This is a genomic window from Streptomyces sp. NPDC031265 (assembly GCF_055570295.1).
In genome coordinates, this window is record NZ_JBVIHM010000024.1 from 1 (window position 1) to 25,109 (window position 25,109).

A 25,109-nucleotide genomic window follows, 5' to 3' on the forward strand; every position below is an offset into this window, starting at 1 on the left:
GGTGGGGGGGGAGGGGAAGAGCCACGGGGGCGGCCAAAAAACAACAAAAACTTGGAGGGGAAGGTTGGGTTTTGGGCAAAGGGGGGGGGGGAGGGGGGGGTGGGGGGGGGTGGGCGGCGCCGACCACCCCCTTCTCACCCGTCGATCACGGCCCAGCTGAACACACCGGGTCCGGCGATACGCACTCCTACGTCGATGACGTGCCCGGGCAGCTGCCTCGGCCAGGCACGGAAGCCTCCCGGAACCAGGCGGGTTCCGATGCCCAGCAGGGTCGCGGGCGCGTCCGCGCCCAGTGACGCGCTGAACGCCTTGAACGCCGTCTCCTTGGCCGAGAAGGCGGCCAGCAGACGGCTCTCGGTGTCGACGCCGGTGCGCTCGTCGGGGCCGAGCACGATGTGGGCGCTGTCCAGCGGGAGGCCGCGCAGTTCGAGGTCGCAGCCCAGTGCGTGGGCACCCGGCGCGACCAGGGCGACGGCCAGACCGCCGGAGTGGCTGATCGAGCCCGCGAAACCGCACGGAAACAGCGGCCGTCGGCCGGCACGCGGGATCTCCCCGGCCGGGCCGCCCGCCTCGGCCAGCGCCCGCCGGGCCGCACAGCGTCCGGCCAGGAAGTCGCGGCGGCGCGGGGGCGGCATCGCGACGGCGGACTCCCACTCCCTGGGCCCGGCCGGGCGCGCCCGCGGGTCGTCGACGCGGGCCAGTCCGAGAGAAAGTCCCTGGGCGCCCAGGACGGGGCGCAGCAGGAGCACCGCGTGTTCGGCGCCTGCCCGGCCGGAGACGGGGTCCGGCCGGGTGGCGCGGGCGCCCGATGCCCGGTCCGCCGCCTCGCCGCGCGTCAGCGCGTCACGCACGCAGCAGCTTCTTGATGATCTTCCCGGCCGGGTTGCGGGGGACCTGGTCGATGAACTCGATGCGCCGGGGGCGCTTGTACGAGGCCAGGCGCTGCGCCAGATGTGCCTGCAACTCGGCCGTGCCGGTGCCCTCTTCGGCGACGACGTACGCCAGCGGGACCTCGCCGAAGTCCTCGTCCGGCACCCCGACGACCGCCGCGTCGCGTACCGCCGGGTGGGCCTGGAGCGCGCGCTCGATCTCCGAGGGGTAGACGTTCTGACCGGCCCGGATGATCAGGTCCTTGCTGCGGTCGATCAGCCGGATGAGGCCGTCCCGGTCGATGAACCCGAGGTCGCCGGTGCGGATCCAGCCGTCGACGGTGATCTCGGCCGTGGCGGCCTCGTCACCCCAGTAGCCGCGCATCAGACCAGGACCGCGTACGCAGATCTCGCCGATGGCGCCGGGCTCGACCTTCTCGCCCCGGGTGTCCAGGGCGCGCGCGGACATCCCGGGGATGACCCGGCCGGCCGGAATCACCTCGGGCACCGCGCCGGGCGCCGGGTGCTCGTCGGGGCCGAGCGTGACGAACGGGCCGCCGACCTCGGTCATCCCGTACACCTGCCGGAATCCGCAGCCGAGCCGTTCGACGGCCTCGGCGTAGATGTCAGGCGGCATGGGCGCGGCCCCGTACAGGATCTCGCGCAGGGTCGAGAGGTCCGCGGTGTCGGCGGACTTGGCGCGCAGCAGGAAGCGCAGCATCTGCGGGACGAGCCAGACGTGCGTGGCGCGGTGGGTCTCGATGGCGGCCAGCGCGGTCTGCGGCTTGAAGCCGGGCATCAGGACCACGGTCGCGCCCGCGGCCATATAGGTCAGCGAGACGACCATGCTGCCGTGGTAGAGCGGGCAGCAGTTGACCAGCACCATGTCGTCGGCGGGCCGGGCCACGGCGAGCCAGCCGAGCGCGATGGCCCGGAACGAGGCGTGGTCGACGGTGACGCCCTTGGCCTGGCCGGTCGTCGCCGACGTGTGCAGGATCGCCGCGGGGGCGTCGTCCGGGATGTCGTCGAGCGCCGGTCCGCCCTCGGCGCCGAGCGCGGCGAACGCCTCGTCGTCCAGGCAGATGCGGGTGCTCACCGGCAGATCGGGGTGGCGGGCCAGCAGCGCGGCCTCGCCGATCACGGCGACGGCGCCGGTGCGTTCGACGATCCCGGTCACCTCGGCCGGGGTCAGACTGTGGTTGAGCGGGACGAAGAGCGCCCCGACGCGGGCGAGCGCGAAGTACGACTCCAGGACCTCGATACGGTCCAGGGAAAGCACGGCGACGCGGTCACCGCGCCGGATGCCGAGCCCGGCGAGCCCGTGGGCGAGGCTGACGCCGCGGTCGTGGAACTGGGCCCAGGTGACGGAGCGGTGCTCGTCCACCAGGGCCGTCCGGTCCGGGAAGCACTGGCGGTTGCGCTCCGCCAACTGGGTCAGCCACATCAGGCGGCGCCCGGCTGCGGGGTGGCGGCGTCGCGGCCCGCGATGAACCGCTCGTAGTCCGCGATGGTGGTCAGGCCCTCCATGTCCTCGGCCGTCACCTCGACGCCGGTGCGCTGCTCGATGAGCAGGATGAGCCGGACCAGGTCCCCGGAGTCGATCCCGCTGGCGCTGAGGTCCTCGTCGTCACCGATGGCCTCGGCGAACTCCGGTGTCCCGGTCAGCTCGACCAGCATCGTCCTGATGGTGCTCATGGCGTACCCCTCTCGTTGCACTGACTACCGAAGAGAGAGGCGCACTTCACCCCACACACTCCCCGGCCCCCGCGTGACCTTCGTCACGGGTCCACGGTGTGTGCGCAGGGATTGAACGCCCCAGGTCAGACCTCTTCATCTGTGAAGGCACCGCCACCGCGGCGGTCCTGGACGAAGGGGTGGTCGACGGCGTGGAGCAGCTCAACGCGCACTTCGAGGCGCTGCTCGCGGCCGGGGAGCAGATCGAGCCCCGGGACTGGATGCCCGACGGCTACCGGCGGATGCTGATCCGGCAGATCTCCCAGCACGCGCACTCCGAGATCATCGGGATGCAGCCGGAGGGCTCCTGGCTCACCCGGGCCCCCTCGCTCCACCGCAAGGCCAGTCTGCTGGCCAAGGTGCAGGACGAGGCGGGCCACGGGCTCTACCTCTACTCGGCGGCGGAGACCCTCGGAGTGTCGCGCGCCGACCTCCTCGACGCGCTGCACAGCGGCCATCAGCGCTACGCGGCCACCTTCAACCACCCGGCCCTGACCTGGGCCGACACCGGGGCCATCGCCTGGCTCACGGACGGCGCGGCCGTCGTCAACCAGGCGCCGCTGTGCCACACCTCGTACGGCCCGTACGCCCGGGCGATGCGCCGGGTGTGCCAGGAGGAGGCGTTCCACGTGCGCCAGGGCTACGACGTGCTCTGGTCGCTGTGCCAGGGGACGCCCGCGCAGAAGGAGATGGCGCAGGACGCCGTCGACCGCTGGTGGCTGCCCGCGGTGGCGCTGATGTTCGGCCCGCCGGACACCGTGGCGGGCGGCGCGGACGACCGCACCGCCGCCATGGGCGCCGCCGTCTCCCGGCGCTCGATGGCCTGGGGCATCAAGCGGCACACCAACGACGAGCTGCGCCAGCGGTTCGTCGACAACTGCGTGCCGCAGGCGGAGCGGATGGGGGTGACCCTGCCCGACCCGGCGATCCGCTGGAACGAGGAGCGGGGGCACTACGACTTCAGCCCGATCGACTGGCAGTTGTTCCGCGGCGCGCTCGGCGACGGCTCGCAGTGCAGCCGCCAGCGGCTCGCCCACCGGGTCGCGGCGCACGAGGACGGCGCCTGGGTGCGCGAGGCGGTCGACGCCTACGCGGCTCAACTGACCGACGACGACCACGAGTTCGCGGAGCAGGACGACGAGGGAAGGCGTGTGTCATGAGCGAGCGGTCCGCACGGGTGCTGACGCCGTGGGAGGTGTTCATCCGGCCGCGCCGGGGCCTGGCCCACCAGCACGTGGGCTCGGTCCACGGCGCCGACGCCGACATGGCACTGGCCAACGCCCGGGATCTGTACACCCGTCGGGGCGAGACGGTCTCGGTGTGGGTGGTGCGCTCCGACGCGGTGCACGCCGCCTCGCCGAGCGAGAAGGACCCGTTCTTCAGCAACGCCGCCCACAAGCCGTACCGGTACCCCGAGCACTACATCCCGTTGAACGAGGAAAGCGGCCATGACGGCTAGCACGACCGAAGCACCGGACCCCGGCCTCGCCGTGTACGCGCTGCGGCTCGGCGACGACGCGCTGGTGCTGTGCCAGCGGCTGTGCGCCCTGGTGACCCGGGCGCCCACCATCGAGGAGGACCTGGCGCTCTCCAACATCGCGCTCGACCTGCTCGGCCACGCCCGCACCCTGCTCGCCTACAGCGGCCGGCTCGACGGCACCGGCCGCAGCGAGGACGAGCTGGCCTACCACCGCACCGAGCGCCAGTTCCGCAACGCGCTCCTGATGGAGCTGCCGTCCGGCGACTTCGCGGTGACGATCGCCCGCCAGCTGGTGTACGCGCACTACGGCAGGCTGCTGTGGACCGCCCTTGAGAAGTCCTCCGACGACACCCTCGCGGCGTTCGGCGCGCGGGCGGCCAGGGAGGTCGAGTACCACCAGATGCACGCCGACCAGTGGACCGTCCGCCTGGGCCGGGGCACCGCCGAGAGCCGCCGCCGGATGCAGGCCGGGCTCGACCTGGTCTGGCCGTACGCGGGCGAACTCTTCGCGCCGGACGCCCTGGTGGACCGGCTGGACGCGGAGGGGAGTGCGGTCGCCCCTGCGCGGCTGCGTGAGGAGTGGGAGCGGGAGGTCGCCGCCGTCCTCGACGACGCGCGCCTGACGGTGCCCAGCCCTGCGTGGCAGGCGACGGGCGGCCGGGACGGGATCCACACCGAGGCCTTCGCGCCGCTGCTCGCCGAGTTCCAGTCCGTACGCCTCCAGTACCCGGGAGGCTCCTGGTGAGCGCCGCCCGGCTGGACGCCGACGAGGTGCGGGCCCGGGTGAACACCGTGCCCGACCCCGAACTCCCGATGATCTCGCTGGCCGACCTGGGAGTCATCCGCGCGGTGGAGGCCGCGGACGACGGCGCCCTGGAAGTCGTCATCACGCCGACGTTCCTGGGCTGCCCGGCGATGCCCGCGATCGAGGCCGGGATCCGGGCCGTGCTCACCGAGAGCGGCCACCCCGACGCACGGGTGCGGCAGGTGCTCTCGCCCGCCTGGACCACCGACTGGATCACCGACGAGGGCCGCCGCAAGCTCTCCGAGCACGGCATCGTGCCGCCGGGTCCCGCCAAGGCGCCCCTGTCGGTCAGGGTCGGCCTGGGCGTGCCCTGCCCGCACTGCGGCTCGGTGGCGACCCGGCCGCAGAGCCCGTTCGGGGCGACCCGCTGCCAAGCCGTCCTGGTGTGCACCTCGTGCCAGGAGACCTTCGCGCATCTGAAGGCGATGTGACGCACCCTCATGACGACAGCGACGACTGGCGGCGCCGCCGCTCCCCCGGCAGCGCCCCGACGGGCGACCGGCTGGTACCGGCTGCCGGTGACCGCCGTGGAGCAGGTCGGCGACGAGTCGGTGGCGATCAGCCTCGCCGTGCCCGGCCCGCTCGTGGACACCTTCGCGCACCGGGCCGGCCAGCACGTGGTCGTACGGCACCGGCCCGAGGGACGCGAGCTGCGCCGCAGTTACTCGGTCTGCCTGGCGCCCCGGGACCCCGCGGGGCTGCGTCTGGTGGTCAAGCGCCTGGGCGCGGACGGCTTCGCCGAGTACGCCACCACGGAGCTCGCTCCCGGCGACACCCTCGAACTCGGCCCGCCCACCGGCGACTTCCGCCTGGCGGACGTGCCCGGCGCGCACCACGTCCTGGTGGCGGGCGGCAGCGGCATCACCCCCCTGCTGAGCATGGCGGCGGCCGCCTTGCGGGAGGACCCCCGGTGCCGGGTCTCGCTCGTCTACGCCAACCGCAGCGCCCAGTCGGTGCTCCTCGCGGACGAGCTGACCGACCTCAAGGACGCCCACGTCGGCCGGTTCTTCACCCTGCACGTGCTCTCCCGCGAGCAGCGCGAGAGCGAGCTGCTGTCCGGCCGGATCGACGCGGCCCGGCTGCCCAAGCTGCTGGCGCTGCTCGGCGCCGAGCCCGACGAGCGCACGCACTTCTACCTGTGCGGGCCGTGGGGACTGGTGGAGACCGTCCGGGAGGCGCTCACGCGGTGGGGCGCGGACGAGGCGCGGGTGCGCTTCGAGCTCTTCTCCACCGGCGGCGGCCTCCCGCCCGCGCCGCCCCCGGAGCCGCTGGGCCGCACCGGTCTCATCTCCGCCCGCCTGGACGGCCGTACCACCGAGACGGTGATGAAGCCCGAGGACCGCGTGGTGCTCGACGCGGTGCTGCGTGCCCGGCCCGAGACCCCGTACTCCTGTCGCGACGGCCTGTGCGGCAGCTGCCGCGCCAAGGTGGTCCGGGGCAGCGCGGTGATGGACCGTCAGTACGCCCTGGGCCCGGCGGAGCTGGCCGCGGGCTACACCCTGCCGTGCCGGGCGCGCCCGGAGTCGGACGAGATCGCGCTCGACTTCGACGCCTGAGCACCCGCCCCACCGCCCGAACAGCGGTACGCAGCGCATGGATTGCGCCCCCCGACCGCCCCCCAGACCGCAGCGACCACCGCGCGGTCCCCGAGATCACAGGAGTGTGCAGCATGACCAGTACGGGCAGGCTGAGCGACCGGACGGCACTGGTGACCGGCGGCAGCCGGGGAATCGGCCGGGCGATCTCGCTCCGGCTCGCCGCCGAGGGCGCCCTGGTGGCCGTCCACTACGGGCACCGCACCGAGGCCGCCGAGGAGGCCGTCGCCGAGATCGAGGCGGCGGGCGGCCGGGCGTTCGCGCTCCGCGCCGAGCTCGGCGTGCCCGGCGACGCCGAGGCGCTGTGGACCGCCTTCGACAAGGGGCTGTCCGAGTACGGCGCCCGGCCCGGCCTGGACATCCTCGTCAACAACGCCGGAATCACCCTGCCGAAGCGGATCGGTGACGTCAGCGAGGAGGAGTACGACCGGCTCTTCGCGATCAACGTCAAGGCTCCCTTCTTCGTCATCCAGCAGGGGCTCGGCCGGCTGCGCGACGGCGGCCGGATCATCAACATCTCCTCCGGCGTCACCCGGATCGCCATGCCGAACATCTCCGCGTACTCGATGACCAAGGGCGCCCTGGACACCCTCACCCTCGCCCTCGCCCCGGAGCTGGGCACGCGGGGGATCACCGTGAACGCGGTGGCGCCCGGCTTCACGTACACGGAGATCAACCCGACCCTGAAGGTGCCGGAGGTGCTCGACGCGTACGCGGCCACCTCGGTCTTCAACCGGATCGGCCGCCCGTCGGACATCGCCGACGTGGTCGCGTTCGTGGCGAGTGACGACGCGCGCTGGGTCACCGGCCAGTGGCTGGACGCGACCGGGGGCGCGCACATCGGAATGCCGGTCTGACCACCCGGCCCCGCCCCACGACCTACGGAGACCCATGACCGAGCAGACCAGCGCCCTCGCCACGCCCCCGGCCGCCGACGAGGCACCCCAGGTGCAGTTCGAGGGGAAGACGCCGTACGAGGACTACGTCCACGCCTCGCTGCTTTCCACCCTCCAGCGGCCGCTCTCCAACGACCCCGGTGAGATGGCGTTCATCGTCACCACCCAGGTGATGGAGCTGTGGTTCACCCTCATCGTCTACGAGTGGCGCACGGCCCGGGACGCGTTACTCAAGGACGACCTGGAACAGGCCCTGGACGCGCTGCGCCGCAGCCGCCGCTCGCACCAGGCGCTCAACGACTCCTGGACGCCGCTGGCGGCGCTGACCCCGGCCCAGTTCAACGGGTTCCGCGCGGCGTTCGGCGAGGCCTCCGGGTTCCAGTCGGCGATGTACCGGCACATGGAGTTCCTGCTCGCCGACAAGTCCCGCTCCATGGTGCAGGCGCACCGGGGCCACCCGGCCGTCTACGCCGAGCTGGAGGAGGCGCTGGCCGAGCCGTCGCTCTACGACGAGGTGCTGCGCTTCCTGTACCGCCGCGGCCTGCCCGTGCCGGAGCACGTCGTGGAGCGGGACGTGACCGAGGCGTACCAGCCGGACTCCTGGGTCGAGGAGGTCTGGCGGCAGATCTACGCCGGGCCGCAGGACGACCCGCTGGTGCGGCTCGGCGAGGAGCTCACCGAGGTCGCCGAGCTGGTGCTGCGCTGGCGCAGCGACCATCTGCTCGCGACCCGCCGGGCGATGGGCTCCAAAGCGGGCAGCGGCGGCTCCCCGGGTGTGGCGTGGCTGGAGAAGCGCGCCCACAGGTCCGTGTTCCCCGAGCTCTGGACGGCGCGCAGCTATGTCTAGGACCCCTTCCGCGTTCGCGGCCGAGGAGGAGCGCCGGGTGCTCAGCATCCGCCCGGTGCTGGCCCCCGTACACCGCAAGTACGGCTCGCACCCGCACCAGGTGTACGACCTGTGGCCGGCCGAGGACCCCGAAGCGCCGCTGGTGATGCTGCTGCACGGCGGCTACTGGCGCTACGACCGGATGCATCTGACCCCGTTCGCGGCCCATCTGGCACAGCACGGGTTCACCACGATCCTGCCGGGCTTTCGCAGGTCGGGCGGGGCGGGCGGCTACCCCGCCACCTTCGACGACATCGCCCTGGCCGTCGACACGATCCCGCAGGGGCGCCCCTTCGTCCTGGCGGGCCACTGCTCCGGCGGCCACCTCGCCCTGTGGGCCGGGGCGCGCGGGCTGCTGCCCGAGAGCTCGCCCTGGTACACCACCCGGCTGCCCACCGCGATCCTGGGCCTTGCCCCGCTCACCGACCTGGCGGCCACCATCCGCGACGACCTCAGCGACGGCGCGGCCCTGCAACTGCTGGGCGGCGCCGACCAGGTCGAGGCGAGGCTCCCGCTGGTCGACCCGCTGACGCTGCTGCGCGACAAGGGCACGACGGGGGTGCGCACGGTGGTGCTGCACGGGGCGGCGGACGAGGAGGTGCCGCTCGGCCAGTTCGCCGACTACGCCGCCGTCCACCCGGACGCCGAGCTGGTCGTCCTGCCCGGCACCGGCCACTACACCCTCATCGAGCCGGGCTCGGAGGCCTCCCGGTCGGTGATCGACACCCTGGGCCGACTGGCGACGTAGCGGCTCCTCTCCCGGGAAGACGGCGGGGCCGAGGCCGGGATCCGAACCGGGAGGGGGCGACCATCGCCGTCATCACCCACGACACCGAGACAGCGGCGGGGCTCCCCGCCAGGTGCGCATCCGCGACGGGCGCGTGGTCGCGGACACCGCACGGGGAAAGGTCGCGGCGTGATGGCTCCTGCGCATACCGCTCCCCGTGCGGACAGCACTTCGCGCACCCGGCTCAAGGCGGCGCGGCTGAGCCCCCGGGACGTCCTGCACGCCGGTTCGGCGGGGCCGCGCAGAACGCCGCCAACGGCCGCTGCCCGTCCGTGATGCTCGGCCATGTCGCCGCCGGCCTGCTCGGCGTCACGGGGCCGGGGCGGCAGGCGTGGATCGGCGACCGGTACTTCACGGTCGTCGGCGTCCTCGGCCCGATGCCGCTGGCACCCGAGGTCGAGCGGTCGGCCCTGGCCGACTGGGCGGCGGCGCGGAAACTGCTCGGTTTCGACGGACACCCCACGGCCGTGTACGAGAGGTCCAAGGACGCCTCCGTGCGCCAGGTGCAGAAGCTGCTCGCCCCGACGGTCGACCCGCGCAACCCGCAGAACGCCGCCGTCAGCGACCCCTCGGCGGCGCTCCAGGCGAAGGCGGCGACCGAGGGAGCGCTGTCCACGCTGCTGCTGGGCCTGGCGGGATCGCGCTGCTGGTGGGCGGGGTCGGGGTCGCCCACACCATGATCATCTCGGTGCTTGAGCGCCGCCATGAGATCGGTCTGCGCCGCTCGCTCGGCGCCACCCGGGGCCAGATCCGCGTCCAGTTCGTCGCGGAGTCGCTGGCGCCCTCCGGTCTGGGCGGGCTCGCGGGCAGCGGGCTGGGCGCGACGGCGACCGGCGTGTACGCCGCCTCGGGCGGGCTGCCGTGGGTGGTCCCGCTGTGGGCGGTCGGCGGCGGCTTCGGCGCGACCTTGGTGATCGGCACGGTCGCGGGCCCGTATCCGGCGGTACGGGCGGCACGGCTCTCCCCCGCGCCGGCGCTGCACGCGGCGCAGGAGGGAGGCGGTGGGTGGGCGGCGGGTCGTCGTGAGGGACGGCCGGCCGCCCGTGGCCGCATCGGGTCAGAACGGCTTGGTCGGCAGGTACTTGCCGTCCAGCGTGATCACCGCGCGCTCGCCGCCCTCGGGGTCCGCGACCTTCTTCACGTCCAGCTTGAAGTTGATCGCGCTGATGATGCCGTCCCCGAACTGCTCGTGGACCAGCGCCTTGAGCGTGGTGCCGTACACCTGGAGCATCTCGTAGAAGCGGTAGATCGTCGGGTCGGTCGGGATGGAGCCGGGGACGGAGCCGCGCGTCGGGATGGTCGCGAGGAGCATCGCTGCGTCGTCGTCCAGACCCAGGAGCTCGGTGACCGCCTTGGCGGCGTCGGCCGGGAGGGCGTGCTGGCCGAGCACGGCGGCGGTGACGAAGGCGACCGACAGACCGGTGACGTCGGCTGTCTGCTGCCAGGAGAGGTCCTTGCGCATCTTGGCCTCGACAGCGGCGACGGCGAGGGCCTGACGGGCGGCGGAGTCGAACTGGGCGTGCAGCATGGGGAGTTGTTCCTTTCGAGCGGGTTGGTGGGGCGCTTCAGGCCGCGGCGAAGGCCGCGCGGCCGACCGTGTCGAGCTCCTCGACGGTGCCCGCCGGGATGTCGTAGACCCAGCCGTGCAGCGTGAGCGTGTGCCGGGCGAGGGCGCGGGCCACCGAGGGGTGGGTCGCGAGGTTGGCGAGCTGGGCGCGTACGTTCTCGCGCACCAGGGCGGTCACCCTCTCCGCGCCGGTGCCGGTGGTGCGCGCCCGGGAGGCGTCGGCGTGGCGCAGCCAGTCGGCGACGGCCGCCAGGCCCTCCAGGTCGTGGTCCTCGGCGAGCGCGGTCATCGCCCCGCAGGCGGAGTGCCCGCACACCACGACGTCGGTGACGCCGAGGACGGCGACCGCGTACTCGATGCTCGCCGCCACCCCGTCGGGGCCGGGGCCGTACGCGGGGACGAGGTTGCCCGCGGTGCGGATGACGAACAGGTCGCCCGGCTCGCTCTGGGTGATCAGCTCGGGCACGACGCGGGCGTCGGAGCAGCTGATGAACAGCGTGGTGGGCCGGTGGGTGCCGGCCAGGGCGGCGAAGAGCTCCGCCTTGGCCGGGAAGACGTCCCGGCGGAACCGCGCGACGCCCTCGGTGAGGTCTTGCATGTCACTCCCTTCGGTGGCTGTCGGCCCCGTGGGGCTGACGAGATCCACCATGCATGACCTGCTTCTATAGTGTCCAAGACGTGCTATCCATGCCTGTCATTGGTTTCATCTATAGTTGAACCATGGCTCCGGAACTGCGTCATCTGCGCTATCTGCTCGCCGTCGCCGAGCACGGCAACTTCACCCGCGCCGCCGAGGAACTGCGCATCTCGCAGCCCACGCTCTCCCAGCAGGTCAAGCAGCTCGAACGCACGGTGGGGGCGCAGCTTCTGGACCGCACCGGCCGGACCGTACGGCTGACCGACGCGGGCGAGACGTACGTCCACTACGCCCGCCGCGCGCTGCGGGAGCTGGCCGCCGCCGAGCGTGCCGTCCTCGACGTGGCCGACCTTTCGCGCGGCAGCCTGCGCCTGGCCGTGACGCCGACGTTCACCGCGTATCTCACCGGCCCCCTCGTCGCGGAGCTCCACGCCCGCCACCCCGGAATCACCCTGGACGTCAAGGAGCTGGCGCAGGACCGCATCGAGGCCGGTCTGCTGGCCGACGAGCTCGACCTCGGCATCGCCTTCCACCGGCCCCATCTGCCCGGCATCGCCGCGACGCCCCTGTTCACCGAGACCCTGACCCTCGTCGTGGCCACGGGCGCCACCCCCTCCGGACCGCTCCCCGTCCACGACCTGGAACACCGCCAACTCGCCCTGCTGAGCGGCGACTTCGCCACCCGGGGCCACATCGACGCCTACCTCGCCGCGCACCGGGTGCGGCCGCACATCGCGGTGGAGGCCAACTCCCTCCAGGCCCTCACGGAGATCGTCCAGCGCACTCCGCTGGCCACCGTCCTGCCCGACGCGGTCACGCACGACCACCCGCGGCTGCACCCGGTCCCGCTCGAACCGGCCCTGCCCGCCCGTACAGTGACCCTCCTGCGACGGGAGAGCGCGTACGAGAGCGCCGCCGCCCGCGCCTTCACCCGCCTCACCCGCCGGCTCGTACGCGACCGCGACTACCCGCCCGCCTGAGAACGGCCGCTCACAGCCCGGGCGCGCCCCACACCGGGAACCAGCGGGCGAGGTCCTGCTCGATGTGCAGGTCGTCCGCGAGCACCGCCTTGATCCGCAGCTCCAGCGCACTGTCGCGCTTCTCGCCGGGCAGCGGGGCGAAGGGGTAGAACGTGCCGCGCTTGTAGAGGTACACCAGCGCGAGCGCCTGCCCTCCGTCGTCCTGGAAACCGACCAGGGAGCACAGCAGTTGGGGGCCGAAGCCGCTTTCCTGCAGGGCGGTGTTCACCGCGTGCAGATCCCCGGCGAGCGCGGTCAGCCCGGCGGGCCCGCGCCGCGACAGGAGCCAGGTGTAGCCGTACTCGTCGCGACTGAACTCCACCGGGCTCCCGGCCCGTTCGGCGTCCGCGTCGAGCAGTTCCTCGACGTCCTTCCGGATCCGGGTGAAGGCACCGCCCTCGACCGTGGTGAAGCAGACCGAGCCCCGTCCGGTCGGGGTGAACCCGGCCGCCGCCTCCAGGGTGACGGCCGCCGACGGCACCGCGAAGAGCCGGTCGAGGTCGGGGGCGACGGGCTTGGTCCGCCCGAGCAGGATGTCCAGGAAGCCCATGCGGATCAGTCACTCCGTCCTGTGCCGGCTCTCGTCGTACGGTCCGGGGCGCTCGGGGCCGCTCATGCCGGGCGGCCCAGCTCCGCCGAGATCCTGGCCAGCCCGTCGAGGCGCTGCTCCAGGCTGGGGTGGGTGGACAGGAGCCGGGAGAGCGTGGCGCCGGCGCCGAGGGCGGGCACGAAGTAGAAGGCGTTGAAGGCGCTGGCCGTCCGCAGGTCCCTGCTGGGGATGCGGGCGATGTCTCCGTCCAGCTTGGTCAGCGCCGAGGCGAGTGCGGAGGGGCGGCCGGTGAGCAGGGCGGCCGCGCGGTCGGCGGCCAGCTCCCGGTAGCGGGACAGGGCCCGGATCAGCAGGAAGCTCAGCGCGTACACCGCGGCCGAGACCGCCATGACGACCATCAGGATGGCGAAGGTGTTCTGGTCGCCGCGGCGGCGGCCGCCGAACATCTGGGAGTAGAAGGCGAAGCGGACGATCAGCCCGGCGATGACGCCCAGGAACGAGGCGACGGTGATCACGGCGACGTCGCGGTGGGCGACGTGCGAGAGCTCGTGGGCCAGCACGCCCTCCAGCTCCTCCGGCTCCAGGCGTCTGAGCAGTCCGGTGGTGACACAGACGACGGCGTGGTCGGCGTTGCGCCCGGTGGCGAAGGCGTTGGGCAGATCGGTGTCGGCGAGGGCGACCCGGGGCACGGGCATGTCCGCCGTGGCGCACAACCGGTCGATGACGCCGTGCAGTTGGGGCTGCTCCTCGCGGGTGACGAGGCGGCCGTGCATGGCGTAGAGGGCGATGCGGTCGGAGAACCAGTACTGCCCGAGCAGCAGGGCCGCGGCGATGACGACGACCAGCACCGTCGACTTCAGCAGGACGAGCAGCGCGGCCACGAACCCCACGTAGAGCAGGCCCAGCAGGAAGAGGGTGACCAGCATGCGGGCGGTCAGCTGCCGGTCGGGCTGGAAACGGCCGATCATGATCTCTCCCCGGGGCCCGGGTCCTTGGGTACTCACTCTCCACCATGCCACTTACGGCGGCCGTAAAGGGGCGCTGCGGCGAGGAGATGAGGGGGTAGGGCACTGTGGGGGCACCCGGGCGCCGGGTACGGGGAGTCGGTGATCAGCCGTCGGGGATCAGTCGGGGATCGAGGGAGAGGGCCGCTTGATGAGCCAGGCATTCGGTTTCTACCAGAACGAGATCTACTTCGAGGGGCTCGGCGGCGTGGTGCCGCGCTTCCCGTTCACGTACGAGGAGCTGGAGTCCCGCGCCGAGGCCGCGCTCGGGCCGTCCCTGTGGTCGTACGTGGCGGGCGGCGCGGGCGACGAGCGCACCCAGCGGGCCAACGCGTCGGCCTTCGGGGGATGGGGGCTGTACCCGAGGATGTTCGTCGGGGCCGCGCGGCGCGACCTGTCCGTCGAGCTGTTCGGGATGACTCTGCCGTCGCCGCTCTTCATGGCGCCGATCGGGGTCATCGGGCTGTGCGCCCAGGACGGGCACGGCGATCTGGCGACGGCCCGCGCGGCCGCCCGTACCGGCGTCCCGATGGTCGCCTCGACGCTGACCGTCGACCCCCTGGAGAAGGTCGCCGCCGAGTTCGGCTCTACACCGGGCTTCTTCCAGCTGTACACCCCCACCGACCGCGAGCTGGCCGAGAGCCTGGTGCGGCGCGCCGAGAAGGCGGGGTTCAAGGCCATCGTCGTCACCCTCGACACCTGGGTCACGGGGTGGCGCCCGCGCGATCTGAGCACCGCCAACTTCCCCCAACTGCGCGGCCACTGCCTGGCCAACTACACCTCCGACCCGGTCTTCCTGGCCACCCTGGACCGTACCCCCGAGGAGGACCCGCGGGCCGCCGCCGGGCGCTGGGCGCAGATCTTCGGCAACCCGCTCACCTGGGACGATCTGCCCTGGCTGCGGTCGCTCACCGAGCTGCCGCTGATCGTGAAGGGCATCTGCCACCCCGAGGACGCCCGGCGCGCCAGGGACGGCGGCGTGGACGGCATCTACTGCTCCAACCACGGCGGCCGCCAGGCCGACGGCGGGCTGCCCGCCCTCGACGCGCTGCCCGGCGTGGTCGAGGCGGCCGACGGCCTGCCCGTCCTGTTCGATTCCGGCGTCCGCACCGGGACGGACATCGTGAAGGCCATCGCGCTCGGCGCCACGGCCGTCGGCGTCGGCCGACCGTACGCGTACGGACTCGCCGTCGGCGGTACGGACGGCCTCGTCCACGTCCTGCGCTCGCTGCTCGCCGAGGCCGATCTGCTGATGGCGGTGGACGGCTATCCCGCACTCGCCGACCTCACGCCCGAATCGCTACGGCGCGTCCTCTGACCCGCCCCCGCTCGCGCGGCCGCGCACCGGCTCAGGGAACGGTCCGAGCCGGCTCGCGGTGAGCCTCGGCTGTTCAGCGCGCCGAGGCCGTCACACCGACGGCTTCCAGCCTGGCCGGATCGGCCCGCAGAATGGCTTCCTGGGTCAGCCGCAGCGGCGGGCCCGGCTCGACGCCCAGCTCCTCGCGGATGACCTGGCGTGCGCTGCGGTAGACGCCCAGGGCGTCGCCCTGGCGGCCCACCCGGTACAGAGCGGCCATCAGCTGCCGGTAGAACGGCTCGCGCAGCGGGTGCTGGACGACGAGTCCCTTGAGCTCCTCTATCACGGCGTGATGGCGGCCGAGCGCCAGGGCGGATTCAATATTCAGCTCGATGCAATTCAGCCGCTTTTCGTCCTCCACTGCGGCGAACGAGCTGATCTCCGAAGACCCCGACATGCCGTCCAGAACCGGCCCCCGCCACATGGCGAGGGCATTTCTCAGACATTCGGACGCGGCCGGGTAGTCGGCCGCCAGGTAACGGGCCCGGCCGCTTTCATACAGCCTCTCGAACGTCCGGACATCGAGTTGGTTCTGGCTGACGTCGAGAATGTAACCCGGGGAAACAGTGACGATCGGCGAAGCCCGGCCGGGTGTGCCGAGCAGCTTGCGCAGCTGTGACACATAGACCCGCAGGCTCGCCGCCGCACACCGCGGCGGATGCTGTTCCCAGAGCTCGGCCATGAGCTTGTCGCCCGGCACCGTCTCCCCTGCCCGGATCGTCAGCAGAGCGAGCAGCTTGGCGATCTTCGGTGGCGCCGGCGTCAGATCGACGTCGCCGCAGGTCACCCGGAGCCGCCCCAGTACTTCGTAGCGCAGCGGATGACTCGATCGTGCATAGGACAGGGACACGTGACGCAACCCCCTTGAATGCATGCCGGGCATTCAACTAGTTCGGATCTCCCCGTTCACCCCGGGCCATCGCGCCCAAGATGCACGCGATTGCCGATAAACATCGTAGTCGAGCAGTCGTTACGTAACCATTAAAAGGGCGCTAACACCCGGAGCGCAGCACCCGGGAGCCATTTCGGCCACCAATCAGCGGGAATTCGATTATTAATTCCGGGTGCCGCATACAGAGCGGCCGAGGGGGGGGGGGGGGGGGGGGGGGGGGGGGGGGGGGGGAGGGGGGGCGGGGGGGGGGGGGGGGGGGGGGGGGGGGGGGGGGGGGGGGGGGGGTGGGGGCGGGGGGGGGGGGGGGCCCCCCCCCCCCCGCGCTCGTTCACACCAGCTTCGCCGCCGCCTCCAGGCCGAGGCGCGGGCTGGACAGCACCGGGGTCTTCGACGGGACCAGCTGCGCCCCCGGTGTCATGGAGGCCTGGGCCAGGACGATGACGTCCGCGTCCTCGACCTCCTCGATGGCCTCGGCCACCGCCCACGCGTAGCCCTCCAGGTCGCCCTTCTCGAAGCGGCGCCAGGCGTCGGCCACCAGGACCGTCCGCAGCGAGACCTCGCGGCCCGCCGCGGCCGCCTCCTCATGGAGCAGGTCCGAGGTCGGGCGCAGGCTGGCTTCCAGGGCCGCGAGGACCGTGATCCGGGAGCCGTACGCGACCGCCGCCGCGGCCATCGGGCGGTCCACCCGCAGGACGGGCACGCCGAGTTCGGCCCCGGCCGCCTCGGCGACGGCGCCGATCGTCGAGCAGGTGCACAGCACGGCCGTCGCGCCCTCCGCGGTGATCTCGGAGATGACCGTCCGGGTGGCCTCGGCGGCACCGGCCGGGCCGAGCCCGCGGGCGCGGCCGAGCAGTTCCTCGTAGACCAGGTGGCGCAGTTCGAGGCCGGGGTGGTTCTCGTCGCGCAGGGCGTTGAAGACCGGCACGTGCACCATCGAGGTGTGCAGCAGCGCGAGCATGACGTTTCTCCCGGATCAGTGCTGGGGAACGGCGACGGGGCTGGAAGGGGCGGGGACGGGGGCGACGGCGTGCGGGCTGCGGCGCTGGTCGGTGCCGGGCACCGGGGCGGAGGCGTCGGCTCCGAGTTCGACGATGCGGTTGTCCGCGTCGACGTGGACGACGCTCGGGCGCAGGGTGCGCGCCTCGGCGTCGTCGACCTGGGCGTAGCTGATGAGGATCACCAGGTCGCCGGGGTGGACGAGGTGGGCGGCGGCGCCGTTGATGCCGATCACGCCGGAGCCCCGCTCGCCCTCGATGACGTACGTCTCCAGGCGGGCGCCGTTGTCGATGTCGACGATGTGGACGAGCTCGCCGGGCAGCAGATCGGCGGCTTCCATCAGCTCGGCGTCGACCGTCACCGACCCCACGTAGTGGAGGTCGGCCTGGGTCACGGTGGCCCGGTGGATCTTGGACTTGAACATGGTGCGCAGCACAGCGTCACTCCCTGCCGTACAAAGGGTCGCGCCCCCGGTCGGGGTACGCGCCGTCGACGGACAGAGTACGGCCCCGGTCCTCCGCGCGGGCCTGCGGCCTGCTCCTCGATCTCAACAGCCGCGCGAGTTGAATGCCCTGGGGCCGTTTTGTGGGCCGGCGGTTTACGCGGTCGTCCCGGCCTCCGGTGACGCGTCGGCCTCCGCCACCCGCTCGCCCTCGGGGTCGCCGTCGTTCTGGTCCTGCGCGCGCCGGCCCACGACCAGGGCGGCCGCCGCCGCGCTGCCGAGGAACGTCAGGGCGACCGTCCACGGCCGGTCCACGACGTGGCCGGAGGCGTGGTCGAGGGAGTAGCGCCCGGCCCCGGCGACGCCGATCGCGGCGGCCGTGAAGCCGAGGAACGCCGGGTATTCGAAGCCGCCGCCCTGGGCGAAGAACCCGGCCGGGGCGTGCACGGCGACCGCGCCCGCCATCGCTCCGGCCGCCGCGGCCCCGGCGGCCGGGGTGGCGAGGCCGAGGGCCAGGAGCACGCCCCCGCCCGCCTCGCCGAGCCCGGCGGCCACCGCGCTCGGCTTGCCGGGGCGGAAGCCCATGTGCTCCATCCCGGCGGCCGTGGCCTCGATCCCGCCGCCGCCGAACCAGCCGAAGAGCTTCTGGGTCCCGTGCGCCGCGAGGACGGCGCCGGTGCCCACCCGCAGGACCAGGAGTCCGAGGTCCCGTCGATTGATGCATGTCATGGCTGCCTCCCGGGGTGGCCGTTCGTGGCGTGGCACGCCGTCACAGGCGTACGGGATCCACTCTCCGGGGCGCCGGGCGCCGGGCCTCAGCGTTGCTGAGCCGTTGGGGTGCCCCACGTGCGCTGTGAGGGTCAGTCCTCGCCCTGGGCCGTCTCGATGCCGCCGTGCAGATCGGCGGCGGCCTCCACCGCCGAGACCGCGGAGGCACAGAGGCAGGCGACCAGCGCGGCCGCTATCAGCCGGGCGCCGCGCGAGCGGAGCGGGGCGGCGCCCGGGCCGCGGTCCAGGAGCGCGGCGACCCGGCGCGGCACGGGCCCCGCGACCGCCGCGAGGGCCGCGCGCGGCAGCGGCGCGGGCTCTCCCTTACGGCTGGCGAGGGCCGCCCGGCCGATGGCGCGGGCGGCGAGCCCGCGGTCGCCCACGGCTCCGGCCGCGGCCTCGTCGGCGCAGCGCTCCAGGGCGTACTCGAGCGGCGCGCGCAGCGAGCGGAGCGAGGGATGCAGATGCGCGGCGAGTTCGGCGGCGGCGAGGAAGAGGTGGTGGCGGCCGCGCAGATGGGCGCGCTCATGGGCGAACAGCGCTTCGCGCTCGGCGGGGTCGAGGGCGCGGAGCATGCCGGTGGTGACGACGATGCGGCCGGGGCGGCCGGGCAGCGCGTAGGCGTACGGGCAGGGGTCGCGCACCACGGCGAGCTCACCGGTGGAGGGCGCGAGGCGGCGGCGGGCGGCGCGCACTTCACCGAGCTGGCGGCGGGCGGTGCGGATCAGGGCGACGCCGCAGAGGGTGAGCAGCGCGGCGGACGCGCAGGCGGCGGGCAGGGCTACGGCGCCGGGCACCTCGTCGAGCGGGGTCACCAGATGGCCGAGGGCCGCGACGAACGGGAGCCGCAGGGCGCCCGCGAGAGCGAGCAGTCCGAGGGCGGCCGCCGAGCAGACGGCGAGGCCGGTCGAGGCGGCGGCGAGCAGCCAGGCGGCGGGCCTGGGCGGCAGCGCCTCGGCGAGCCGGCGCGCCGCCGGGACGGCGAGGAACGGCACGAGCAGCGGAATCCACACCGCGAAGATCATCCCCGGTCACCCCCGGCCAGGTTGCGGCCCGCGGCGCCCCGGTCGTGGCGCGAGGTGGCCCGATCGTGGCCCGGCGTGGCCCGGTCGTCGGATATCGCCTCGCCGGACGCGCCCGCCTCCCCGTCCAGCAGGGTCCGCAGCAGTCGCTCGTCCTCGTCGCTGAGCTGCGAGACGAAGCGGGCGAGGACCGTGGAGCGGTCCTCCTCCTTGGCGAGTTCGGTGTGCATCCGGCGGGCGGTGAGGCCCGGGGAGTCCTCGGTGGGGGTGTAGGCGAAGCCCCGGCCGGAGCGGCCTCGGGTGACGGCGCCCTTCTCGTAGAGCCGGGTGAGGATCGTCGTCACCGTGGTGCGGGCCAGGCTGCCGCCGAGCGCGCCCTGGACCTCGCCGGGCGTGAGCGGACCTTCGGCGGCCCACAGCGCCGCGAGGACGCCCGCTTCCAGCTCACCGGCGGGCCGCCGGGCGTCGCCGCCCGCACGGTCGCCGAAGTGGCCGGACCCGTCAACGACCCCCATGGGAACGATCCTCCTCGATCTTTCGTCTACAGTTCTGTAGACCGTCTACACCACTGTAGTCAGTCGGGCTCCGCGCTGCTCGCGGCCCGAAAACCATTATGGGAGGGCCCACCGCCATGGCCGTACCCCTGTTCGCCGCCGCCCCCCAGGCCGTGAACGTGCTGGACGCGGGCTCGCTGCTCTCGGCGTTCGGCGCGATCGGCATCGCCGTCGTGCTGTTCGCCGAGACCGGGCTGCTCGTCGGCTTCTTCCTGCCCGGCGACTCGCTGCTGTTCACCGCCGGGCTGCTGTGCGTGCCGGGCGGCGACGGGCCGGTGTCGCTCTCCCTGCCGCAGGTCCTGCTCGCCTCCGTGACGGGCGCGCTCGTCGGAGCGCAGGTGGGGTACTGGATCGGCCGCCGCGGCGGCCGCGCGCTGCTGGCCCGCGCCAGGTCCCGCAAGCTCCACGAGGGCGCGGCCCGCGCCGAGGAGCTGCTCGGCAAGTACGGCCACGCGAAGGCGATCGTCCTGGCCCGCTTCGTCCCGATCGTACGGACCGTGCTCAACCCCCTCGCGGGCGTGCTCGGCGTCCCGGCCGGGGTCTTCGCGCTCTGGCAGGTCGTCGGCGGCGCGGTGTGGACGTGCGGGCTGGTCCTCGGCGGGTACGCGCTGGGCTCGTCCATCCCGAACGTCGACCGCTATCTGCTGCCGCTCGTGGCGCTGGTCGTCGCCGTCTCGCTGCTCCCGATCGCCCTGGAAATCCTGCGCGCCCGCCGCGCCCGCACCACCGAGGAAACCCCCTGATGCACTTCGACAACGGGTGGTACACCTGGGTCACCGAGCTCGCGCAGGACACCCCTGGGCCGCTCGACACCGCCGTCCGGCTCTGGTCGGACTACGGCCTCGGGCTCTTCGCGGTCCTGATGGTCCTCGCCTGGTGGCGGGCCCGGTCGGCGGGCGGCGCCCGGCTCGCCATGGCGCTGGCCGCGCCGCTCGTCGTGGTCGCGGCCTTCGCCGTCAACGACCTGTTCAAGTCCGCCGTCCACGAACAGCGGCCCTGCCAGACCCTGCACGTGGTGACCGTGGAGGCCTGTCCGCCGCTGGGCGACTGGTCCTTCCCCAGCAACCACGCGGCGATCGCGGCCGCGGCCGCCGTGGCCGTACTGCTGGGCGACCGGCTCCTCGGCGCGATCGCCGTGCCCGCCGCGCTGCTGATGGCCGCCTCCCGGGTCTGGATCGGCGCGCACTATCCGCACGACGTCCTGGTCGGCCTGGCCGTCGGCGCCGTGGTCGCCCTGGTCCTCACCCTGCTCGCGGGCCGGGCAGCGCCGTTCGTGGACCGCCTCGGCGAAACCCGGCTGCGCCCGCTGGTGGCCGCCCGATGACAAGGGCCCGGCGCGTCGGGGCCGCAGTGTGCCTGCTCTTGTTCGTCCTGCTCACGGTGGTCGTCGCCGTACGGGACGGGGCACCGCTGCCCGGCGACCGGGCCTCGCACGCCTGGGCGTTGGACCACCGGCCCCCGGTGGCCCTGGCGGTGGCCCGCGCGGTCACCGCCACCGGCACCGGAGCGCTCCCCTATCTGCTGGCCGTGGGCGCCGGGCTGCTGGCCGGCCGGGACGCCCGCCAGCGCCTGTGCGCGGCCGCCGGGGCACTCGCGGTCCTCGCCCTCGGCCAGGCCGTGCGGTACGGGGTGATGAACGCCGTCGCCCGCCCGCGCCCCGCGATGGCCGACTGGGCCACGCACGCCTCCGGCCACTCCTTCCCCTCCGGCCACGCCACCACCGCCGCACTGACGGCCGGGCTCGTGGTGTGGGGCGTGACCGCGCACTCCCGCTCGGCCTCCGCGCGCCTCTCCGCCGGGCTGATCCTCCTGTGGGGCGCGGCGGTCGGCCTCTCCCGCGTCTACCTCGGGGTGCACTGGCTGACCGATGTGCTCGGGGGCTGGCTGTTCGCGGCGGTGTGGCTGACGCTGGGCACACTGGTGACGGCGCGGCACGTACCTGCCGAGATACGGCACGAGGAGCCGGTGCCGGGCCGCTGAGCGGCGCCGGGGGGCGCCATTTCCCCTCGAACCGCTCAGCAGGCCGCCATGCAGGCCTCGCAGTAGCGGTCGGCGTCGGACAGGTCCGGGTCCGGCGGGACCGCCGCCTCCGGGCGGCCGAGGGTGCGGCCGCACATCGTCCTCGGCTCGTCGGTGCTCATGACGTGCCAGAGCAGGGCGGCCCGGCCCGCGGCCCCGGCCCCGCCGGGGTCCCGCTCGGCTCTCATCTCGTGCACGACAGCGTCCCTTTCGTTTGCGTTTCAGGTGCGTCCGCGTTCAGCTGCCTCAGGTTCGCTCGGGTTCGTTCAAGCGGTCTTGAAGTAGGCGTTCCAGCCGCCCGCCGGGGCCTGGCCGACGTCCAGCGCGCGCAGCCTGTCCAGCACGCGGGGGTCCTGGGCGTCGAGCCAGTCCACGAACTGGCGGAAGGAAACCAGCCGTACGTCCTTCTTCCCGGCCATCCCCTTCAGGGCCTCCTCGACGGCGTCCATGTAGATGCCGCCGTTCCATTCCTCGAAGTGGTTGCCGATGTAGAACGGCGCGCGGTTCGTCTCGTACGCGCGCTGGAATCCGGCGAGATAGGCGCGGGTCGCCTGCTCCCGCCAGCCCGGGTAGCGCGACGGCATGCCCCGGGTGGTGTTCTTCGACTGGTTGGCGAGGATGTTGTAGTCCATCGACAGCACCTCGAAGGAGTGCCCCGGGAAGGGCACGCCCTGGAGCGGCAGGTCCCAGACGCCCTGGCGCTTCTCGGGCCACACCTGGCGCCCGCCGGGCGAGGAGGCGTCGTAGCGCCAGCCGAGCTGCCGGGCGGTGGGCAGCAGGTTGTCCTGCCCGAGCAGACACGGCGTCCGGCCGCCGATCAGCTCCTTGCGGTAGTCGAAGGGCAGCGGGTCGAGGTCGTGCCAGCCGGTGTTGGTCCGCCATTCGGTGACGAAGGAGACGGCCTGCTCGATCTCGCTGCGCCACTGGCCGGGCGACCAGTTGGCCACCGAGCCGGAACCGCCGCAGAAGTGCCCGTTGAAATGCGTCCCGATCTCATGGCCGTCGTACCATGCTTCGCTCACACATTTGAGCGTCTCGCGCACATGTGCGTCGGTCAGATAGCCGATGTCTGAGGCGCCGACCGGATTGTTCGGCGGCCGGTAGCGCGACTTGCTCGATTCGGGCAGGAGATAGATCCCGGAGAGGAAGAACGTCATCGAGGCGCCGTGGTTGCGGGCGAGCTCCAGGAAGCGCGGGAAGAGCCCGTTGCCGACTTCTCCGGCGCCGTCCCAGGAGAAGATCACGAACTGCGGCGGGGTCTCGCCCGGTTCGAGCCGTCGGGGCTTGTCGGGCTGGTACGGCTGTCGGCCGGCATCGGCTGTCGAGCCGTCACCGATCAGCTTGAGCTTGTGTTTTACCGGTGCATTGGGTGCCGCCGGATGACCCGGCCCGTTCCCCGGCGAATGCGCTCGCCCCGCCGCTCCCCCTCGGTCTTCCGTACCGCAGCCGGCGACCCCGGCCGCCGCGACGGCACCAAGTCCGGCCCCGAGCAGTCCCCTTCGGGTGATCTCGCGCATCGCCTCTCCTGTCAGTCGTCCCGCGGACCTTGATGTGCGGACCGGAGGAGTTCTGAATTAACCCGATAGCCGATAACCGCCTCAGAGTACGACGCGTTCAACGTCTTTCACGGTAAACACAGAGGGGCCGCACCGGATTTCTCCAGGACGAGCTCAATTCCCGCGACCGGATGCGCACCCACCCCGGAAACGGTTCATGAAGAGCGGAGCCGGCCGGGCCGCCCACCGGGAAGATGTGGGCCATGCGGGCAACTTCGAACACCGGCACGCGGCGTGCGCCGACCGCGTCCCGGCTCCCGTTCCGGACCGGGGACCTCGACGAGGCACGCCAGGTGACCGGTGAGAGGTACTACGCCAACTCCATCGACGTACTGGCCCGCGAGCACCGGCTCGACGCCGCCTTCGAAGTGGTGCGGCTGGGGCCGCTGACCCTGGGCGACCTGCGCTGCGGCACCGACGCGCACATGCGCTTCGGCGACTTGGGGGCCCATCACGTCGACGTGCACCTCTCGGGAGAGCTCGTCTGGCGGCAGGGAACGCGGGCGTCCACCACCGCGAACGCCCGGCGCGCGGCCGTCTTCCACCCGGAGGGCGAGTCGACCCTGGAGCGGTGGAACGGGGACTGCCGCCTCCTCGCCGTCAAGATCTGCGCCCAGGACCTGCCGCGCCATCTGGAGGTCCTGCTGGACCACTCGGTCCCCACCGCGATGCGGCTCGCGCCCGAACTCGACATCTGCCGGGGCCCGGGCCTGAGCTGGGCGCGCCTGGTCGCGCTGGTCGTCCAGGAGATGGACAGCGAACACGGGGCGCTCTCCCAGCCGCTCATGGCGGCCCGGCTCCAGGAGGCCCTGCTCACGGGGCTGCTCCTGGCCACCGGGCACCGCTACCGCGAGGAGCTCGACAAGCCCGTGAAAGCCGGGCTGCCCGGCCCGGTCAAGCGGTCGTGGACGCGATACACGCCCACCCCGAGCGCCCGTTCACCACCACCGGACTCGCCGCCATGGGCCAAGTCGGCACCCGCTGGCTCCAGGAGGGCTTCCGCCGCCGTGTGGGCATGTCCCCGATGACGTATCTGCGCGACGTCCGCATGACCCGAGTCCACGCGGAGCTGCGCCAGACCGACCCCGCCCAACTGACCGTGGGCGAGGCCGCCTACCGCTGGGGCTTCACCCACCTGGGCCGCTTCGCCGACAGCTACCGCACGCGCTTCGGTGAACTGCCCTCCCTGCACCGGCCGCCCATGGCGCCTGACACCACGCGCCACCTCCCCAGGGAACGTCCCCTCTCCGGGACGTCTGCGCAGTCGACGAAGACCAGCCGCCTCTTGAGTCGCCGGGTACATGGATGCGGATCGCGCCCTGTGTGGTGCATCGTCAGTCCGCCCTCACTGGATGCGTAAGGTTCGCTCCGGTCGCCGGGTCGAACACGTGAGCCTTGGCCATGTCGACCTGCAGCTCCACCGGTTCGCCCTCGCGGGCACGCGTGGCGGCGTCGAGGCGGGCCACGATGTGACGAGTGTCGGCGCCGGTGTCGCGCAGGCCCAACTCCTCGTCGATCTCCTCCAGTTCGGCGGTCGTCGCGGGCCCACCCTCCGCGGTGACGTGGACAAACACATCGGAGCCCAGCGACTCCAGTACCTCCACGGTGGCGGTGAAGACCGGGCCCGTCCGGTCCCGGTCGTGTGACAGGGCGACGTCCTCGAACGCCTCCGGT

30 protein-coding genes and 2 pseudogenes are annotated in these 25,109 nt (G+C 73.1%); 16 read left to right on the plus strand and 16 right to left on the minus strand.

From position 1 onward, the window contains the following. Positions 1-134: 134 nt before the first annotated feature. From ACZ499_RS29460 to ACZ499_RS29470, 3 genes are read right to left on the minus strand one after another with little or no spacing between them, the layout of a single operon-like run. Complete coding sequence (locus ACZ499_RS29460) at positions 135-851, minus strand: 4'-phosphopantetheinyl transferase (RefSeq protein WP_468679298.1); 717 nt, start codon at positions 849-851, stop codon at positions 135-137. Continuing rightward, positions 844-2,313, minus strand: a complete 1,470-nt coding sequence (locus ACZ499_RS29465) for a class I adenylate-forming enzyme family protein (protein ID WP_468679299.1) — start codon at positions 2,311-2,313, stop codon at positions 844-846. Before ACZ499_RS29465 ends, ACZ499_RS29460 begins: the two co-directional genes overlap by 8 nt. Continuing rightward, a complete protein-coding gene (locus tag ACZ499_RS29470) occupies positions 2,313-2,564 on the minus strand; it encodes an acyl carrier protein (RefSeq protein WP_358834453.1) in 252 nt (83 codons plus the stop codon). Before ACZ499_RS29470 ends, ACZ499_RS29465 begins: the two co-directional genes overlap by 1 nt. Positions 2,565-2,731: 167 nt before the next feature. On the opposite strand from ACZ499_RS29470, the gene paaA reads away from it, so the two are divergent. The 9 genes and pseudogenes from paaA to ACZ499_RS29515 all read left to right on the plus strand — a co-directional run. Continuing rightward, the gene (gene paaA / locus ACZ499_RS29475; protein ID WP_468679393.1) at positions 2,732-3,763 is read left to right on the plus strand and encodes a 1,2-phenylacetyl-CoA epoxidase subunit PaaA; all 1,032 of its coding nucleotides are present in this window, start codon (positions 2,732-2,734) and stop codon (positions 3,761-3,763) included. Next, the gene (gene paaB / locus ACZ499_RS29480; protein WP_067162897.1) at positions 3,760-4,062 is read left to right on the plus strand and encodes a 1,2-phenylacetyl-CoA epoxidase subunit PaaB; all 303 of its coding nucleotides are present in this window, start codon (positions 3,760-3,762) and stop codon (positions 4,060-4,062) included. Before paaA ends, paaB begins: the two co-directional genes overlap by 4 nt. After that, positions 4,052-4,828, plus strand: coding sequence for a 1,2-phenylacetyl-CoA epoxidase subunit PaaC (paaC, locus tag ACZ499_RS29485; RefSeq protein WP_468679300.1), 777 nt, complete (start codon positions 4,052-4,054; stop codon positions 4,826-4,828). Before paaB ends, paaC begins: the two co-directional genes overlap by 11 nt. Continuing rightward, a complete protein-coding gene (gene paaD / locus ACZ499_RS29490; RefSeq protein WP_385539042.1) occupies positions 4,822-5,319 on the plus strand; it encodes a 1,2-phenylacetyl-CoA epoxidase subunit PaaD in 498 nt (165 codons plus the stop codon). Before paaC ends, paaD begins: the two co-directional genes overlap by 7 nt. A gap of 9 nt (positions 5,320-5,328) precedes the next feature. Next, positions 5,329-6,444 (plus strand): 2Fe-2S iron-sulfur cluster-binding protein, encoded by a 1,116-nt coding sequence (locus ACZ499_RS29495; RefSeq protein WP_468679301.1) that lies wholly within the window; start codon positions 5,329-5,331, stop codon positions 6,442-6,444. A 113-nt stretch (positions 6,445-6,557) separates the two neighbouring features. Further along, a complete protein-coding gene (locus ACZ499_RS29500; protein ID WP_385539013.1) occupies positions 6,558-7,340 on the plus strand; it encodes an SDR family oxidoreductase in 783 nt (260 codons plus the stop codon). A gap of 34 nt (positions 7,341-7,374) precedes the next feature. Further along, complete coding sequence (locus ACZ499_RS29505; RefSeq protein WP_468404351.1) at positions 7,375-8,226, plus strand: tryptophan 2,3-dioxygenase; 852 nt, start codon at positions 7,375-7,377, stop codon at positions 8,224-8,226. Then, positions 8,219-9,013: an alpha/beta hydrolase gene (locus ACZ499_RS29510; protein WP_385539010.1), complete on the plus strand. Its 795-nt coding sequence runs from the start codon at positions 8,219-8,221 to the stop codon at positions 9,011-9,013. The genes ACZ499_RS29505 and ACZ499_RS29510 overlap by 8 nt, the downstream gene beginning before the upstream one ends. A gap of 272 nt (positions 9,014-9,285) precedes the next feature. Further along, a pseudogene (locus ACZ499_RS29515) lies at positions 9,286-10,040 on the plus strand (ABC transporter permease); the annotation flags it as partial. Between the two features lie 69 nt (positions 10,041-10,109). On the opposite strand, the gene cynS reads toward ACZ499_RS29515, so the two are convergent. Next, positions 10,110-10,580 (minus strand): cyanase, encoded by a 471-nt coding sequence (gene cynS / locus ACZ499_RS29520; protein WP_468679302.1) that lies wholly within the window; start codon positions 10,578-10,580, stop codon positions 10,110-10,112. A 37-nt stretch (positions 10,581-10,617) separates the two neighbouring features. Then, positions 10,618-11,217, minus strand: a complete 600-nt coding sequence (locus ACZ499_RS29525; RefSeq protein WP_468679303.1) for a carbonic anhydrase — start codon at positions 11,215-11,217, stop codon at positions 10,618-10,620. 122 nt (positions 11,218-11,339) lie between these two features. Here ACZ499_RS29525 and cynR point away from each other — a divergent pair, with 122 nt between their 5' ends. After that, entirely contained in the window at positions 11,340-12,236 is an 897-nt protein-coding gene (gene cynR / locus ACZ499_RS29530; protein ID WP_468679304.1) for a transcriptional regulator CynR, read from the plus strand. A gap of 10 nt (positions 12,237-12,246) precedes the next feature. Here the strand turns inward: cynR and pspAB are convergent, their stop codons facing one another. Both pspAB and htpX read right to left on the minus strand, forming a co-directional pair. Next, positions 12,247-12,825 (minus strand): PspA-associated protein PspAB, encoded by a 579-nt coding sequence (gene pspAB, locus ACZ499_RS29535; RefSeq protein WP_468679305.1) that lies wholly within the window; start codon positions 12,823-12,825, stop codon positions 12,247-12,249. 62 nt (positions 12,826-12,887) lie between these two features. Then, positions 12,888-13,793, minus strand: coding sequence for a zinc metalloprotease HtpX (gene htpX / locus ACZ499_RS29540; RefSeq protein WP_468679306.1), 906 nt, complete (start codon positions 13,791-13,793; stop codon positions 12,888-12,890). Between the two features lie 187 nt (positions 13,794-13,980). On the opposite strand from htpX, the gene ACZ499_RS29545 reads away from it, so the two are divergent. Then, entirely contained in the window at positions 13,981-15,147 is a 1,167-nt protein-coding gene (locus tag ACZ499_RS29545) for an alpha-hydroxy-acid oxidizing protein (protein ID WP_468679307.1), read from the plus strand. Between the two features lie 73 nt (positions 15,148-15,220). Here the strand turns inward: ACZ499_RS29545 and ACZ499_RS29550 are convergent, their stop codons facing one another. The 6 genes and pseudogenes from ACZ499_RS29550 to ACZ499_RS29575 form a co-directional block, all read right to left on the minus strand. Continuing rightward, complete coding sequence (locus tag ACZ499_RS29550) at positions 15,221-16,036, minus strand: AfsR/SARP family transcriptional regulator (RefSeq protein WP_385539008.1); 816 nt, start codon at positions 16,034-16,036, stop codon at positions 15,221-15,223. Positions 16,037-16,406: 370 nt separating this feature from the next. Further along, the gene (locus ACZ499_RS29555; RefSeq protein WP_468679308.1) at positions 16,407-17,036 is read right to left on the minus strand and encodes an aspartate/glutamate racemase family protein; all 630 of its coding nucleotides are present in this window, start codon (positions 17,034-17,036) and stop codon (positions 16,407-16,409) included. Between the two features lie 15 nt (positions 17,037-17,051). Next, positions 17,052-17,510 carry an aspartate 1-decarboxylase gene (gene panD / locus ACZ499_RS29560; RefSeq protein ID WP_468402853.1) on the minus strand — a complete coding sequence of 153 codons (459 nt, stop codon included), beginning with the start codon at positions 17,508-17,510 and terminating at the stop codon, positions 17,052-17,054. Between the two features lie 162 nt (positions 17,511-17,672). Beyond that, a complete protein-coding gene (locus ACZ499_RS29565) occupies positions 17,673-18,245 on the minus strand; it encodes a DoxX family membrane protein (protein ID WP_468679309.1) in 573 nt (190 codons plus the stop codon). A gap of 131 nt (positions 18,246-18,376) precedes the next feature. Continuing rightward, positions 18,377-19,309, minus strand: coding sequence for a M56 family metallopeptidase (locus ACZ499_RS29570; RefSeq protein WP_468679310.1), 933 nt, complete (start codon positions 19,307-19,309; stop codon positions 18,377-18,379). A 116-nt stretch (positions 19,310-19,425) separates the two neighbouring features. After that, positions 19,426-19,821 (minus strand): annotated as a pseudogene (locus ACZ499_RS29575) (BlaI/MecI/CopY family transcriptional regulator); the annotation flags it as partial. Positions 19,822-19,937: 116 nt separating this feature from the next. Between ACZ499_RS29575 and ACZ499_RS29580 the strand changes: the two are divergent. Genes ACZ499_RS29580 through ACZ499_RS29590 form a run of 3 tightly spaced genes read left to right on the plus strand, consistent with a single transcriptional unit; the run spans position 19,938 to position 21,840 of the window. Then, the gene (locus ACZ499_RS29580) at positions 19,938-20,603 is read left to right on the plus strand and encodes a DedA family protein (protein WP_468679311.1); all 666 of its coding nucleotides are present in this window, start codon (positions 19,938-19,940) and stop codon (positions 20,601-20,603) included. After that, positions 20,603-21,184, plus strand: a complete 582-nt coding sequence (locus ACZ499_RS29585) for a phosphatase PAP2 family protein (protein WP_468679312.1) — start codon at positions 20,603-20,605, stop codon at positions 21,182-21,184. The genes ACZ499_RS29580 and ACZ499_RS29585 overlap by 1 nt, the downstream gene beginning before the upstream one ends. Continuing rightward, positions 21,181-21,840 (plus strand): phosphatase PAP2 family protein, encoded by a 660-nt coding sequence (locus tag ACZ499_RS29590; RefSeq protein WP_468679313.1) that lies wholly within the window; start codon positions 21,181-21,183, stop codon positions 21,838-21,840. Before ACZ499_RS29585 ends, ACZ499_RS29590 begins: the two co-directional genes overlap by 4 nt. 35 nt (positions 21,841-21,875) lie before the next feature. Here ACZ499_RS29590 and ACZ499_RS29595 read toward each other — a convergent pair whose 3' ends face one another. Next, entirely contained in the window at positions 21,876-22,076 is a 201-nt protein-coding gene (locus ACZ499_RS29595) for a hypothetical protein (RefSeq protein WP_385543391.1), read from the minus strand. A gap of 69 nt (positions 22,077-22,145) precedes the next feature. Continuing rightward, on the minus strand, positions 22,146-23,396 hold the full coding sequence (locus tag ACZ499_RS29600) for a polysaccharide deacetylase family protein (RefSeq protein ID WP_468679314.1): 1,251 nt from the start codon (positions 23,394-23,396) through the stop codon (positions 22,146-22,148). 242 nt (positions 23,397-23,638) lie between these two features. Between ACZ499_RS29600 and ACZ499_RS29605 the strand changes: the two genes are divergently transcribed. Together ACZ499_RS29605 and ACZ499_RS29610 are read left to right on the plus strand one after the other, a co-directional pair. Next, the gene (locus ACZ499_RS29605; RefSeq protein ID WP_468679315.1) at positions 23,639-24,463 is read left to right on the plus strand and encodes a cupin domain-containing protein; all 825 of its coding nucleotides are present in this window, start codon (positions 23,639-23,641) and stop codon (positions 24,461-24,463) included. Then, entirely contained in the window at positions 24,397-24,795 is a 399-nt protein-coding gene (locus ACZ499_RS29610) for a helix-turn-helix transcriptional regulator (protein ID WP_468679316.1), read from the plus strand. Before ACZ499_RS29605 ends, ACZ499_RS29610 begins: the two co-directional genes overlap by 67 nt. On the opposite strand, the gene ACZ499_RS29615 is transcribed toward ACZ499_RS29610, so the two are convergent. After that, positions 24,770-25,039, minus strand: coding sequence for a hypothetical protein (locus ACZ499_RS29615; protein WP_468679317.1), 270 nt, complete (start codon positions 25,037-25,039; stop codon positions 24,770-24,772). The two genes, ACZ499_RS29610 and ACZ499_RS29615, sit on opposite strands and share 26 nt — an antisense overlap. Between the last annotated feature and the right edge of the window lie 70 nt (positions 25,040-25,109).